The organism is Streptomyces sp. NPDC096193, from assembly GCF_040302905.1.
Lineage (GTDB): Bacteria > Actinomycetota > Actinomycetes > Streptomycetales > Streptomycetaceae > Streptomyces.
In genome coordinates this window covers 76,732-89,775 of record NZ_JBEOSJ010000028.1, presented here as the reverse complement: position 1 = coordinate 89,775, position 13,044 = coordinate 76,732, and the positions used below count along the sequence as shown (strand labels likewise).

The following is a 13,044-nucleotide window of genomic DNA, read 5'->3' as shown; positions in this document are numbered from 1 at the left end:
GGTTCACTCCCCCTCGGTGGTGATCGAATCGGTGATGATCGAGTCGGTGCTGGTGACGACGGCGCACCGGCCGGAAGCCCAGCGCAGTGCCGAAAGGTGTTCTCGCTCGCCGAAGTCGGCCACGGCGTCGGCGACCACGAAGGCCTGGATGTCCCGCATCCAGGCGTCGCACGCCGTCGCGATCACACCGATGTGTGCGTAGACGCCGGTGATCACCAGCTGGTCGCGGCCGTGGCGTTCGAGGAGAGCGGCGAGGTCGGAGCGCACGAAGGCGCTGTATTTCCACTTGGTGAGGACCGTGTCACCCTCTTCCGGCGCCACGGCGTCCGCAATGGCCGCGGCCCGTGGTTCGTCGGGCAGTCCGGGGCCCCAGAAGTCCTGCTGGAGCCCACGTTCCCGGGGACTCTGGCCGCCGGGCTGGGCCGAGTAGACGACAGGGACACCAAGGCTCCTGGCGTGCTTCGTCAACCGGCCGGTATTGGCCAGGAGTTCGCCCAGTGGCGAGGTGTGGTTCCCGAAGGCGGACAGGAAGTGGTTCTGCAGATCGTGGACGAGCAGAACCGCCCGGTCCGGGTCGACGGACCAGTCGGCCCGGTTGTCGGGCAGGGTGCCGGCGTCGGGCATCGGGTAGGGGGCGATGGCGGGCAGCGCCATGGAACTGTGCCTTTCAGTGAGGGGGCCGGGCCGCGGTGGTGCGGAGGTCCTTCTTGCTGACCTTGCCGATGCCGGTGGCGGGGAATGTCTCGACGAACTCCACCCTGTCGGGGACCTTGTAGGCGGCCAGCCCGCGCTCCCGGATGTACCGCCTGACGGCGGCGGGACGCAGCTCGGCACCCGGGCGGAGGATGATGTAGGCGCAGGCCCGCTCGCCGAGATAGTCGTCGGGGACGGAAACGACGGACACGTCATGGACGGCGGGGTGCCCGAGGATCACGTTCTCGACCTCTTCCGCCGCGATCTTCTCGCCGCCGCGGTTGATCTGGTCCTTGGCGCGTCCCTCCACGACGAGGTGTCCGCTCGGTGTCACGCGGGCGATGTCGCCGGTGCGGTAGAAGCCGTCCGCGGTGAAGGAGCGGGCGTTGTGCTCGGGGGCCCTCCAGTAGCCGCGGATGGTGTACGGGCCGCGCGTGAGCAGATGGCCGGTCCGGCCGGGAGGCACGTCCCGGTCCTCGTCGTCGACGATGCGGACTTCGTCGTCGGGCGATATCGGCCGGCCCTGCGTGGTGACAACGGTTTCCTCGTCGTCGTCGAGCCGCGTGTAGTTGACGAGGCCCTCGGCCATTCCGAAGACCTGCTGGAGGGCACAGCCGAGCGCGGGCCGTACCCGCCGGGCCGCCTCCTCACTCAGTTTGGCGCCTCCCACCAGCAGGACTTCGAGGCTGCGGAGGTCATGAGCGGTGTGGGGCGCGGCTTCCATCCAGGCGAGGGCGAGCGGGGGAACGAGCCCGGTGATGGTGACACCTTCGCGCTCGATGAGGGGAAACGCGGTGTCGGGTGAGGGGGCGGGACACAGGACGACCCGTCCGCCGGCACACAGCGTGCCGAGCGAACCGGGCGAACTGAGCGGGAAGTTGTGCGCGGCGGGAAGGACGACGAGATGGACGCTGTTCTCGTCGACCCCGCAGATCTCGTTGGATCCGCGAACCGAGTACAGATAGTCGTCGTGGGTCCGGGGAATCAGTTTCGGAACGCCGGTGCTGCCGCCGGACAGCTGGAGGAAGGCCACGTCCGAGGCCTGCGGACCCCTGTGGTCGTCGAGTCCGTGGGGTTCCCGCGGTACCGCTTCGAGCGCGGTGTGTTCGCCCGGGTCTCCCACCACGAACACCTGGCGCAGTGCGGGTGCCTGCGCCTTCACACGCGTGGCGAGCTCGCAGTGGTCGAAGCCCTCGTGCCGGTCCGCGATCACATAGGCCACGGCCTCGGAGAACTCGCAGAAGTACCGGATCTCCGTCTCCCGGTGGGCGGGCAGCGCGAAGACGGGCAGCGCGCCGATCCGGAACAGGGCGAAGACGACCTCGAAGAACTCGGCGATATTCGGGAGCTGCACCACCACCCGGTCACCGCGGCCGATGCCGGTGGCGAGGAGACCGGCAGCCATGCGGTCGGCCCGGCGGTCGAGTTCGCCGTACGTCCACCGGCGCCCCTCCCCGGCGGGGTCGACGACGGCGACCCCGTCGGGGAACTTCTGCGCCGTGGTGGCCAGCATCTGCCCGAAGGTCTCGCCCTGCCAGTAGCCCGCGGCGCGGTAGCGCTCGGCGAACGCGGCCGGCCAGGTGGGCGCGTCGGCGCTCACAGCCGTGCCCCGACCGCTTCGAGGAAGGTGCGGAACTTCGCGGTCGTTTCGGCGGTCTCGGCCGCCGGATCGGACGAGGCCACCACACCCGCCCCGGCGAACAGGCGCAGGCTGTCGGGGCCCGCTTCCGCGCACCGGATCGTCACCACCCACTCGCCGTCCCCGGCGGCATCGCCCCAGCCGACGACCCCCGAGTAGAGGCCACGGTCGAAGGGCTCCAGTTCGCTGATGACGTCGCGGGCCCGGTCGGTGGGGTCTCCGCAGACGGCGGGGGTGGGGTGCAGCGCGCAGGCGAGTTCGAGTGCTGAGGCCGGAAGGGGGCCGAGGGTGCCCGTGATGGTCGTCGACAGATGCCACATGGCGGCCGACTTCACGAGGGTGGGTCGCTCGGGGACGACGAGATCGGCGCAGTAGGGGGCCAGCGCCTCGCCGATGGCGTTGACGACGACTGCGTGCTCCAGCAGGTCTTTAGGGGACTCGAGCAGCGCGGCGGCCCTGCGCACGTCTTCGGCGAGGTCGCTGCTCCGGGGTGCTGAGCCGGCCAGCGGATTGGCGAGCAGACTGCGGCCGCGCCGGGACACGAGCAGTTCGGGGCTGGCCCCCAGGAGGGTGCGCTCTGTGCCCGTCGGTATGGCGAAGGTGTAGCCGTGGGGGTCGCGCCGAGCGAGTCGCTGCAGCATCCCCGGCAGGTCGGGGGAGCTGTCACCGCTCAGGTCCAACGCACGGGCGAGAACGACCTTTCGGAACTCGCCCGCGGACATACGGTGAACCGCCGCGGCGACCGCCGACGCGTACGCGTCCGGCTCCGGCACGGGCCGTATCTCCCAGGTGATGTCCTCCGTCGCGGGAGCCGGTAACGCGATCATGGGGTCCTTGCCGAGGGCCGGACCTCGTCGGAGGTGACCGGGAACGGTGAGGGCGGCCGGCGCGGAGGCGTCGAAGGGGATGGCTCCCATCACGACGGGTTCGGGATGTCCGGCGGCACGGGCCTGCGCGAGGACGGCCTCGACCCGTTCGGTGAGCGGCCGCGCGTCGTGCGGTACGGGCAGGCCATCTCCGCGGGCGAGGAGTGTTCGGGTCGGTGAGGCGAAGAAGCGGTCCGTGTCGGGTCGGTAGGCGTCGAGGAGAGCCGTCGCGGTACCGACGACATCGGCTCCGGGCTCCTCCGTGAGGAGCGGGTCGTGGACCGTGGTCACCTTGCGTTCTCCAGTTTCTCCGGCCCCGGTGGGGTTGCGATCGGGTGGGTGCCGAGTCTTGAAAGTGAGGCAAGGCTCACCTACTCTTTGCGGTGGTGGCTTCGCTCTTCGCCTGACCGTGACTCGGTCTTCTGCGGGCGTGATGGGGCGACACCCGTCGCTGCACAGTAGTTTCGGCCCGGCGTTCCTGGCCCCTTGCTTGACAGGTCCTGACGTGGAGCGATCAGACCGAAACTCTCAGGTCAAAGGAACGCAAAGCCGTCAACCCGCGGGAGCCGCCCGGCGTTGTGGGGCGCCCGTCCGAAGTCGGGGAAGGGACTTCGTGGTGGGGGCCGTTCCGCTGCTGAATGGTCCCCGGCGCTCTCCGTTGCAGCCGTGACGGGTGAGGATGGCGGCGTTTGAGCAGGCGTGCCGTGTTGGCCGTAGTCCATCCCGACTGTCGCGCGGCACCCGGAAGTTCGGGCCTGTTCGCCGCCGGCGCCGATGTCGCCGTTCACGAGAAGCCGCCCGTGCCGACCGGTTGATGACCTGCGAGGGCATGAGCGCCCACGAGCGGGGCACACGGAGGTGGCACGACGGGATCCAGCAGCTGAGACTCACGCGGACGGCCGGGCTTTCACCTTTGGCCTGGATGACGCAGTGGGCCGGCGGAGGATGCTGCGGGTCTTGCGAGGCGAGAGCCGCCACACACGGACGAGATACGAAGATCGGAAAAGAAATGATTGTTCTGGGCGCCATATTGCTCGTTATCGGCCTGCTGGCCGGTATCTCGCTGCTGACGACGATCGGAGGGGTGCTCGTTGTGGTGGGCGCGGTCCTGTGGGTCCTCGGCGCGAGTGGACGCAAGGTCGGCGGGCGCCGTCATTACTTCTAGAAGCCGCGTCCTGAGCGGGTACTCAGCGATGCGACGCGCGACCCGGGCAGGGGTCGTGCGCGCACAACGGGGACTGCCCTACGACTGACAGTGCCCGTGCATCACCACCGGGGCCCTGCGGAGAAGTGCCTTCCGCAGGGCCCCGGTAGTGTCCCTCGACAGCAACGCGCGCTGCGCGCCGCACCGTCGGTTCACCGATCCGACCGACGTGAGTGGTACGACCCCGAGGAGCGCGGCACGAACAGCCGTATCCGAGGCAGAGAGCCACGAAAAGCATGCCGGACATACGCACGCCCGAGGTCAAGGCAGGGTGAGGATGCGGGGGCCGTCCTCGGCGATGGCGATGGTGTGTTCGACATGGGCGGCTCGGCTGCCGTCGATCGTGCGCAGGGTCCATCCGTCGCGGTCGGTGTAGTACTCGTTGCGTCCCCCGGCCATGAACATGGGCTCGATGGCGAGGGTGAGGCCGTGCCGCAGGGGAAGCCGCGGCCGGGTCGTCCGTGGTTGGGTACGTGCGGGTCTTCGTGCATCTGGCGGCCGATGCCGTGGCCGCCGAAGTCGGACGGCATGCCGCATTCGGCCTTGCGGGCGACCGTGCTGATGGCATGGGAGATGTCTCCGACCCGGTGGCCGACGGTGGCGGCGGCGATGCCGGCGTCCAGGGCTTGCTGAGTGGCCGCGATGAGTTCGAGGTCCGCGGGGCGAGGGGTGCCGACGGTGAAACTGATCGCGGCGTCGCCGGTCCAGCCGCCGAGTTCGGCTCCGCAGTCGAGGCTGACCAGGTCGCCGTCGCGCAGGCGGTAGTCGCCGGGGATGCCGTGCGAGACGGCGTCGTTGACGGACGTGCAGAGTACGGCGGGGAAGGGGACGGGGGCGAAGGAGGGCCGGTAGCCCAGGAACGGCGAACGCGCTCCGGCCTCGGTGAGAACGGCGCGGGCGGCTCCGTCGAGTGCCCGCAGACTTACTCCCACGGCCGCCGCCGCACGAGCGGCCTCGAGTGCGTGGGCGACAACGCGTCCGGCTTCTCGCATCCCCTCCAGTGCCGTGTCGGTCTTGATCTCCACCATGTGCTGCTCCCTGCCATGTGCACTATCCAATACTTATACCGGTATTAATATCACGGGGGCGAGGGGGAGTTCTGCCTGAGGTCGAAGACCGTTCGGGAACTTGTCGAGCGGGGCCGTAGCGGCCGACGTGTGTCTGCTGAACCCTCGTCGACAACGAGAACGAGAACGAGACCGAGACCGAGACCGAGGTGGGCCGCGACCGCGGCCTGTTGGACGCGGCAGTCTGGGTTCACGCCCGGCGCCTGTCACCCGACGACCCGGTCATCGCCGTGTCGGCGCGGCCGGGCACGCGCCCGACTATCGGGAAGGCGGACGTCCCCGATGACGTGCGGCAGCGCCGGTCTCGCTGCGGGGGCAGGCACGCGTTCGCCTCAGTGCCGCTATCGGCCAGTCGGGTAATTGCAAGAGGTTTGTGGTGTTTTGACACCTTCTTCTGAGGGTTCATGGCATCTCATGGGCGACGGCTGATCTGTATGACAATCATCCCGGCTCGAAGGAGTTCAGCATGCAGCCTTTCGCTTCCCTCCGCCTCGGCGGCGTTCGTGCGGGCACCACGGTGGCCGCCGCTGTCGCCACCGCTGGAGTCACTCTGATCGGCGCACCCGCCGCCCACGCTGCTCCCGGAGACAGTGGTGACCTCAGTGTCTCCTCGGCCGGCTGGCACTCGCGTGGTGAAGACGGAGTCGAGGTCTGTGCGTTCAACCTCGTCGCCACCAACTTCGAGTCGTACCCCTCAGTCCCGTGGACGATCACCGCGCAGCCGCCGACCGTGCCGCCGGGCGACACCCTGGCCAGCACGCTGCCGCTCGTGAACGGCGCCGCGCGCAGCGAAAGATACCTTCTCCCGGAGGGCACGTACCAGCTGGTGTGGACCGTCCCGTCGGGCCCGAAGCAGAGGACCTTCAAGGTCGACTGCACCCAGCGCACCGACAACAACCGACCGGCGGAGATCGGCCCGGGCACCAACGGCGCGAACGGGGCGAACCGGGAGAGCGGTGATAACGGGGAGAGCGGCGAGAAGGGCGGGGACTACCGCAAGCCCTCCGGGGCGGTACCTGCCGGTGGCGGTGGCGTCCCGGACATGGAGAACCTCGGCACCGAGAACGAGTCGAGCATCGCCACGCCCGCAGCGTTGACCGTCGGCGCGGCAGGTGTCGCGGCTCTGGTCATGGCTCGCCGATCCGCACGGCGTCGTGCCCGCAACGAGGCATAGGGCCCACAGCCGACGGCCGCCGCGGCGGGGACCCAGTCGCGCATGCCGTCTCACGATGACACTGTCCGTGACCCTTGCGCTGCTGACCGGCATCGTATGGGCGTGTTCGGACTCGTCCGACGATTCCTCGGCCACCGCCGTCCGCGCCGATGACGCCGCGGGCGGCGGTGTCCCGCCGTCGCAACAGTCCTCGCAGGAACCCCTGGTGGCCTCACGACCCGTGAAGGTCACCATTCCCACCATCTTCATCGAGGCCCCGATCGCCGGTCTCGGCCTCGACAAGAAGGGCCGGCTCGGCACCCCGCCGCTGAACAAGCCGATGCAGGTGGGCTGGTACCGCAACGGTCCCTCGCCCGGTGATGCGGGTACCGCCCTGCTCGTCGGACACCGCGACACCCGCACGGGACCGGCGATCTTCCTCAACCTCAACGTGCTGCGCAAAGGTGCCAAGGTGAAGGTCAACCGGGCCGACCGGCGCGTCGCGACCTTCACCGTCGACGAGGTGAAGACGTACACGAAGGACAAGTTCCCGGACGACAAGGTGTACGGGTCCACGGCTCGTCCGGAACTCCGGCTCATGACGTGCGGGGGAACTTTCAACCCGAAGAGTGGCTACTCGGCCAACGTCGTCGTCTTCGCACACCTGACCTCAATGAAGAAGCAAGGGGTCTAGTGCCACGCGGAAGCGGCCGGTTCCTCGGGAATGCTGCCGGGGAACCAGCCACTTCGAGGGTGCCGAAACTGTGCCTGACCTGACGTCAGTTCCCAGTGGTCAGGGACTCCCGGCGGCCGGGTACGGCGGGACGGCACCCGTGACGGCGGCCCGATGGAGCCGGTGTCGCCGGCTTCGCTGTTCACTCCAGTGGCGTGACGAGGCAGAAGGGGTGGCCGACGGGGTCGGCGTACACCCGGTAACCCACTGGCTTGTCCGACCCGTCGAGCAGGGTTGCACCCAAGGCAAGGACTTGTGGCTCGGCCACGTCGAGATCCGCAACCATCACGTCGATATGCATCTGCTGAGGGTGCTCAGGGACGGACCACTGAGGCGGTCGGAAGTCGTGGACGTGTTGGAAAGCCACGATTTCAGTACCTGCCGTGGTGCCGAGCACGACGAACTCTGAAGCGTCCTCCAGCCGTGAGAGCGACAGCAATTTCTCGTAGAATCCGGCGAGCTCGGATGGATGGGGGCAGTCGATGACGATGGAGTGCAGCTGTCCGATCATCCCGCTGACTATGGTGCTTGCGGCTGAGATGCACGACTGTTTTGCCGATCACGAGGAGTCATCTGCCGAGTCGGCGAACTGACGGAGTCGGGGGGACCGACCCGAGCCGGTCACGTGACCGGCTCAGGGGCTCCTCGGTCTACGCCTTCTGCGCGAGGAGTTGGACCTCCTGGAACTGCCGCCGGTCGGTCGGCTTCGGCTCGATCGTCAGGCGGGCAGACTCTGCCAGGCCATGGTCGCGCAGGAGCTCGGTGAAGCGATCGGGGGACCAGCGGTAGGCCGTCACCACCGCGTGGTCGTAGGCCTGCGTCTCGTTGTCGGGGCCGTCAGTCGCGGGGAATTCGATCAACACGTGGCCACCGGGCGCCAGGACCCGGGCGATCTCGGACAGGACGGCGGGCAAGTCCTGCGGTGGCGTGTGGATGAGTGACCACCGCGAAAGCACCCCGCCCAGCGCGCCGTCCTCGATGTCCAGCGCGGCCATCGAGCCGACTTCGAACCGCATACCGGGGTGGGCCTCGCGAGCGAGCTCGACCATCGCAGGCGATGCGTCGACGCCGAAGGCGTTGAGGCCCAACGTGTGGAGATGAGCTGTGACGTGCCCGGGTCCGCACCCGAGATCCGCGACCCTGCCGTCGCCGTTCGTCCGCACCAGCTCCGCGAAGGCGCCCAGGAGGGCGCGCTCCAAGGGACGGTCGCTCAGGGTGTCGTGGAACATCTGCGCGTACGTGGGAGCGATGGCGTCGTAGGCCGCGCGCGTGGCGTGCAAGGTGTCGAGTTCGGTCACCCCGAGACCGTAGCGGGAGAAGAGGGCCTGCGTTTCGAGAACACCTGACCGAGCGGCGCTGCGACCGAGCTCTTGGCATCGGGATCGAGTGACATGGTCGCCGTCCGTGCTCCGAGCGCGATCGGCAGGATCGCCGTCAGCGAACCTCGGTGTACCGCGGAGCCGTGCACACGCCGCGCTGCAGGACGACATTGTCCGCTTTGACCCCGCCGCAGAGGTCTGGTGTGCCTTGATCGCTGTCATGAGATACCCGGCATCGAGCAGCCCCTGACGGGATTGGACGCCTTGTTCAGGTCGAGGAGAAGCCCGGAACAGTTTCGCCGTTGAGGGTCCAGAGGGCAGCGGTGTACCAGAGGAGGGCCAGCGTGAGCGCGAGCAAGGAGCCCATCGCAGGAAGCAGCCAGCCGGGCAGGCGTTTGCTGCGCACGACGATCACCTTGGCCACGAACGCACCGTAGGTGGCGCAGCCGGCGAAGGAGTGGATCGCGACCCTCGGCGATGTCGTGTCGATCCCGTAGGTGGTGAGGCAGTGAAGAGAGATCGGAAGTGAGAAGAGGAAAATGAGGAAGCCGAGCACGCGGTGCCCGGTCCCTACGGGCCGGGGCGCGGACCGGGCCCCGGGCACGCGGCCGTACATCCACAGGGCGAGGCCGACCTGGATGAGGACGGCGCACAGCAATGCGCTGCCGAGCCGGGCCTTGAGGTCCACGGCGGCGGTGCCGTGTTCCCCGTAGAGGCCGCTGTTGTAGTCGGGCGTGAGGTGCACGCCGAAGACATAGATCCCCACGCTGACGGCGACAGGAACCAGGACGCCGAGGGTGATGAGGCCGGGTCGGGTTGCGCGGCTTCTGCCCCGTCCTCCGCCGTGCCCACCTCGGTTCCCGCTCGTGCCGCTCTCCCGGCTCAGCTCGCCACCTGCTTGCCCGCGGCGTTCAGGACGTACCACTTGGCGCCGAACTGGTCGAGGCCCTGTCCGTTGGTCTGGCCCGCCTCGGTGTCACCGGCGTAGTAGTAGAGAGGGTGGCCGTTGTACGTCACCTGTTCCGCCCCGTCGGAGCGCTTGGTGATGTCGAGCAGCTTCTTGTCCACACCCTTGCCGGCCCGCGAACGCCCAAAACCCTGAGCGCGGTCTCCTCGCGAGCCGGTCGGGTCGGCCTTTCCTTGCCGATGACCTCCGTCGGGGTGGCGCGGGCCAGCAGGTGACCCTCGGGGTCCCTGGACACGTCCACCTGTGGCCACATGTGGCGGACGATGACGTCCGACAGGTGCTCGCGGCGCTGAGCAGGCCATCCGGCTCCGGCTGCGAAGACCCGGGCGACATGGCCGCCTGCCTCCTCGAACGCGACGGTGTGGCTGTCGAATCGGGTACCAGACCGGTGTCGTGGAACAGCCCGGCCACGTACAGGAGTTCCGGGTCGAAGGGGATGCCCTCTGCCGCGCCGCGGGCCGCCGCCCACACGTAGGCACGCACGGAGTGGTTGAGCAGGGCGGGGGAGAGGTAGGACGTCGCCACCTCCAGCGCAGCGGTCGACGTCACGCTGTCGGGCACGGGAAGAGCGTCGAGGGACATACGGGTCACGCTGCGCCAGCCTCTGCGGGGCTGCCCGACTCGATGCGGTTGCTGGGCCTGCCGGGGGCGACGATGGCTTGCATGAAGCTCCTCTGAAGCGCGATGCGGCGACGATCCAAGATGACCGCTGTGCACGGCGGGGCACGCGATGCGGCGTGATCTCGACCGTACGGTTCGGACACACCATCCGCGTGGGCCACCTCCGAGGCGATGGGGTGCGCCACTCTCGCGTCGTCGCCGGAGAGGCCACGGGCGTCCCGCTGCTTTGAGGCGGATGTGGTTCGCCTCCTGGGCGACGGGCAGACGGGTCGATGAGTGGCTCTACGAAAGGACCGACATGAGTGCCGGAGAAAAGGCCAAGGCCAAGGCTGAGCAGGGCGTCGGTAAGGCTGTGCGGAAGGCGGCCCACGCGATGGGCAACGAGACCACCGCGGCCAAGGGCGGCGCGCTGGAGGCCCGCGGCAAGGCCCGCGAGGCCAAGGAGAAGTCGAAGGACACCTTCAAGCACTGAGTGCGAGCCGGCCGGAGAGCCGGTACGGCGCGAGGCCCCGGGCAGGTCATGACCCGGGGCCTCGCCCTGTGCCGTGATCGTCCGTCTGTGAAGAGTTGGGGCGCTGATCGACGGCGACTGAGACGGGTGGCGACCACGAGGAGGGGCGCCCCGGCTGGGCTACAGCCGGTTGCTTCCGGGTGGTCTCAGCTGCGGTAGTGGTCGGCGATCACGGTGAAGGCAGCCTTGGGCTCCCAGGGCAGGTCGGAGTACGTATCTCCGTGGCGGTCTTCGAGGACCTTGACGACGCCGAGGCTGGCGCGGTCCAGGTCGTCGCACGGATCCCCGTCGGGGCGGTGGGGCAGGTTGTAGAGCGCGAAGAGGAACACGAAGGCACTGTCGACACCCTCGCTGTCGAAGATTTCCAGAAGCTCGCTCAGGTATGCCGCCTGGCCGGCCTCGTCGCGCTCGTACTCCCCGTTCAGCCGCAGCGGCGCACCGGTGATGTCGTCGGTGTGAAGGATCTCCATGCTGCGGGGCGCGACGTCACCTGCGCCGCGCCAGGTGGCGGTGCCGAAACCGGTGATGGCGACTGGTTTGGACTGAGCGACGAGACTGCGCACGGCGGCTCGGAAGCGATCGGCTGTCTCCGCGGACCGGATGAGATCGAAGGTCGTGAAGTCGAACAAGTCCCAGTCAACGCCTTCGAATTGGATGGCGGAGTAGGTGACCTTGCCCTGGAAGCGCTCGCGGACCACCGCCACGGCTTCACGGAGGAAGGCGTCGAGACGGGCGCCGACTGCGGCGACCCTCTCGGGTCGACGGTCCGGCTCGCCCAGCAGCCGGCCGATTCGCTCCTCGGTGCTGTCGCCTTCGAGGAACCCCCGATTCATGACACTCAGCTCGGCGCCCGTCACGAACACGACCTCGGCTCCCCGTGTACGGAGTCGCTCGGCCCGCTCTGCGCATTCGGCGAGCAGTCCGAGGATCTGGCCGGTCGTCAGCTCCAGCGGGTAGGGCGAGAACCAGATCTCCAGTCCGAGCGCGGCGGCGCAGCGAGCGGCCAGCTCCATGCGATCCGGGTCGCCGCCGGTGATGTGGACGGCGTTGCAATGGAGATCGTCGCGGATGATGGTCAGCTCCTTCTTCACCAGGTCGGGGTCGAAGTGTTCTCGGGAGCTGCCGCCGTTGCGAAGGAAGCCGGTGTCGTAGCAGATGCCTTTGGCTCGCATGCCTCTGACCCTTCTGTAGGGGGTCGAGCGTAGGCGGAAATTTTGCGTGTACGCAAGTTTGCGGCCGCGCAAGTTTGCGTGCACGCATGCAGGCGGGGATGATGCGAGGGTGACGACGAAGCGGACCGGGCTGCGCGAGCAGAAGAAGCAAGCCACCCGAGTGGCGTTGCGGGAGGCGGCGCTGCGGCTGGCTCTCCGGGATGGGCCCGAGAATGTCCGCGTCGACGACATCGCGGAGGCCGCCGGTGTCTCGCCGAGGACCTACAACAACTACTTCCCCAGTCGCGAACAGGCGATCGTCGCCGCTGTCACCGCCGACCGGGAGTCACGGATCGCCGCGGCGGTGGCGGCCAGGCCCGCCCGGGTCCGCCTCGCCGACGCCTTGACCGAAGCCATCCTGGAGCAGTACACCGAACCGCGCGACCATGACGTGCTGTTGCTGATCACCGCCAGTCCCGCGCTGCGCGACGCGTTCCTCGACGCCGCCGCAGCGATCGAACACCCCCTCGCCACCGAGATCGACCAGCGCCTCGGCGACACCGGCACGCCCGCCGCCCGCGTGCTCGCGGCGGCCGTGGCCGCCGCAGTTCGGGTCGCGCTCCAGCAGTGGCTTCGCTCTCCGGCCGCGCCCCTCGCAGCCAGTGGGCTTGTCGTGCCGTCGGGCTCACTGCCCGATATTCTCCGCTCCGCGCTCGCCGCACTGGCACCCGCACTCGACGCTGCCGAGGAACAGGCGCAGCAGCGCTCGTTGCAGTGAATTCGCCCCTCGGACGGCTTCAAGCTGGAGGCGATGCCGCGAGTTGCGGTGCCCGCGGCCCAATCCACCTGGCGACCGGGCTACGACTCCCGCCCCTTCAGGGTGCGTCGTACCGCGGCCCCTTCGTCTTCGACCAGTCCGGCCGGGTCGGGCAATTCCAGAGCGGCCCCGCAGTGCTCGCACAGCTTGCCGTCGCCGGCAGGTGTGCCGCAGGCCTTGCAGAAGCGCTCGATCCGGTGTTCGCTCTTCTCTCCTGTCATGACATCTCCACAGCTCAGGGGTGCTGTGGCGTCGAGTACCCGGGGCCGTCTCGTCCATGTCCGGTCGAGCGGATGCACGTAC

At 68.8% G+C, this 13,044-nt stretch carries 14 protein-coding genes and 2 pseudogenes; 5 read left to right on the top strand and 11 right to left on the bottom strand.

Going from position 1 to position 13,044, the window contains the following annotated elements:
* Positions 1-3: 3 nt before the first annotated feature.
* The 3 genes from ABTX78_RS30665 to ABTX78_RS30655 are packed head-to-tail and all read right to left on the bottom strand — an operon-like array spanning position 4 to position 3,489.
* Positions 4-654 (bottom strand): isochorismatase family protein, encoded by a 651-nt coding sequence (locus ABTX78_RS30665; RefSeq protein WP_352210035.1) that lies wholly within the window; start codon positions 652-654, stop codon positions 4-6.
* A 13-nt stretch (positions 655-667) separates the two neighbouring features.
* Complete coding sequence (locus ABTX78_RS30660) at positions 668-2,293, bottom strand: (2,3-dihydroxybenzoyl)adenylate synthase (protein ID WP_352210034.1); 1,626 nt, start codon at positions 2,291-2,293, stop codon at positions 668-670.
* Positions 2,290-3,489: an isochorismate synthase gene (locus ABTX78_RS30655; RefSeq protein ID WP_352210033.1), complete on the bottom strand. Its 1,200-nt coding sequence runs from the start codon at positions 3,487-3,489 to the stop codon at positions 2,290-2,292. The genes ABTX78_RS30660 and ABTX78_RS30655 overlap by 4 nt, the downstream gene beginning before the upstream one ends.
* 718 nt (positions 3,490-4,207) lie before the next feature.
* Between ABTX78_RS30655 and ABTX78_RS30650 the strand changes: the two genes are divergently transcribed.
* On the top strand, positions 4,208-4,363 hold the full coding sequence (locus ABTX78_RS30650) for a hypothetical protein (RefSeq protein WP_352210032.1): 156 nt from the start codon (positions 4,208-4,210) through the stop codon (positions 4,361-4,363).
* Between the two features lie 300 nt (positions 4,364-4,663).
* Here the strand turns inward: ABTX78_RS30650 and map are convergent.
* A pseudogene (gene map / locus ABTX78_RS30645) lies at positions 4,664-5,430 on the bottom strand (type I methionyl aminopeptidase).
* A gap of 505 nt (positions 5,431-5,935) precedes the next feature.
* On the opposite strand from map, the gene ABTX78_RS30640 reads away from it, so the two are divergent.
* Both ABTX78_RS30640 and ABTX78_RS30635 read left to right on the top strand, forming a co-directional pair.
* Positions 5,936-6,643, top strand: coding sequence for a hypothetical protein (locus ABTX78_RS30640; protein ID WP_352210031.1), 708 nt, complete (start codon positions 5,936-5,938; stop codon positions 6,641-6,643).
* A 55-nt stretch (positions 6,644-6,698) separates the two neighbouring features.
* Positions 6,699-7,316 (top strand): class F sortase, encoded by a 618-nt coding sequence (locus tag ABTX78_RS30635; protein ID WP_352210030.1) that lies wholly within the window; start codon positions 6,699-6,701, stop codon positions 7,314-7,316.
* A 181-nt stretch (positions 7,317-7,497) separates the two neighbouring features.
* Here the strand turns inward: ABTX78_RS30635 and ABTX78_RS30630 are convergent, their stop codons facing one another.
* From ABTX78_RS30630 to ABTX78_RS30610, 5 genes and pseudogenes are all read right to left on the bottom strand, one after another.
* A complete protein-coding gene (locus tag ABTX78_RS30630) occupies positions 7,498-7,866 on the bottom strand; it encodes a VOC family protein (RefSeq protein ID WP_352210029.1) in 369 nt (122 codons plus the stop codon).
* A 139-nt stretch (positions 7,867-8,005) separates the two neighbouring features.
* Positions 8,006-8,653, bottom strand: a complete 648-nt coding sequence (locus ABTX78_RS30625; RefSeq protein ID WP_352210028.1) for a class I SAM-dependent DNA methyltransferase — start codon at positions 8,651-8,653, stop codon at positions 8,006-8,008.
* 289 nt (positions 8,654-8,942) lie between these two features.
* Positions 8,943-9,476, bottom strand: a complete 534-nt coding sequence (locus ABTX78_RS30620) for a DUF6529 family protein (protein WP_502994008.1) — start codon at positions 9,474-9,476, stop codon at positions 8,943-8,945.
* Between the two features lie 80 nt (positions 9,477-9,556).
* Positions 9,557-9,742 (bottom strand): COG4315 family predicted lipoprotein, encoded by a 186-nt coding sequence (locus ABTX78_RS30615; protein WP_352210027.1) that lies wholly within the window; start codon positions 9,740-9,742, stop codon positions 9,557-9,559.
* Between the two features lie 325 nt (positions 9,743-10,067).
* A pseudogene (locus ABTX78_RS30610) lies at positions 10,068-10,223 on the bottom strand (HD domain-containing protein); the annotation flags it as partial.
* 337 nt (positions 10,224-10,560) lie between these two features.
* Here ABTX78_RS30610 and ABTX78_RS30605 point away from each other — a divergent pair.
* Positions 10,561-10,734 (top strand): hypothetical protein, encoded by a 174-nt coding sequence (locus ABTX78_RS30605; RefSeq protein ID WP_352210026.1) that lies wholly within the window; start codon positions 10,561-10,563, stop codon positions 10,732-10,734.
* Positions 10,735-10,919: 185 nt separating this feature from the next.
* On the opposite strand, the gene ABTX78_RS30600 is transcribed toward ABTX78_RS30605, so the two are convergent.
* The gene (locus tag ABTX78_RS30600; protein ID WP_352210025.1) at positions 10,920-11,945 is read right to left on the bottom strand and encodes a glycoside hydrolase family 113 protein; all 1,026 of its coding nucleotides are present in this window, start codon (positions 11,943-11,945) and stop codon (positions 10,920-10,922) included.
* A 109-nt stretch (positions 11,946-12,054) separates the two neighbouring features.
* Here ABTX78_RS30600 and ABTX78_RS30595 point away from each other — a divergent pair, with 109 nt between their 5' ends.
* A complete protein-coding gene (locus ABTX78_RS30595) occupies positions 12,055-12,702 on the top strand; it encodes a TetR/AcrR family transcriptional regulator (RefSeq protein ID WP_352210024.1) in 648 nt (215 codons plus the stop codon).
* 80 nt (positions 12,703-12,782) lie between these two features.
* Here ABTX78_RS30595 and ABTX78_RS30590 read toward each other — a convergent pair whose 3' ends face one another.
* On the bottom strand, positions 12,783-12,962 hold the full coding sequence (locus ABTX78_RS30590) for a hypothetical protein (protein ID WP_352210023.1): 180 nt from the start codon (positions 12,960-12,962) through the stop codon (positions 12,783-12,785).
* Positions 12,963-13,044: the final 82 nt, after the last annotated feature.

Coding starts and splice junctions, on each gene's coding strand:
- ABTX78_RS30665 (WP_352210035.1), bottom strand. CDS start 654: ATGGCGCTGCCCGCCATCGCCCCCTACCCGATGCCCGACGCCGGCACC.
- ABTX78_RS30650 (WP_352210032.1), top strand. CDS start 4,208: ATGATTGTTCTGGGCGCCATATTGCTCGTTATCGGCCTGCTGGCCGGT.
- ABTX78_RS30640 (WP_352210031.1), top strand. CDS start 5,936: ATGCAGCCTTTCGCTTCCCTCCGCCTCGGCGGCGTTCGTGCGGGCACC.
- ABTX78_RS30635 (WP_352210030.1), top strand. CDS start 6,699: ATGACACTGTCCGTGACCCTTGCGCTGCTGACCGGCATCGTATGGGCG.
- ABTX78_RS30630 (WP_352210029.1), bottom strand. CDS start 7,866: ATGATCGGACAGCTGCACTCCATCGTCATCGACTGCCCCCATCCATCC.
- ABTX78_RS30605 (WP_352210026.1), top strand. CDS start 10,561: ATGAGTGCCGGAGAAAAGGCCAAGGCCAAGGCTGAGCAGGGCGTCGGT.
- ABTX78_RS30600 (WP_352210025.1), bottom strand. CDS start 11,945: ATGCGAGCCAAAGGCATCTGCTACGACACCGGCTTCCTTCGCAACGGC.
- ABTX78_RS30590 (WP_352210023.1), bottom strand. CDS start 12,962: ATGACAGGAGAGAAGAGCGAACACCGGATCGAGCGCTTCTGCAAGGCC.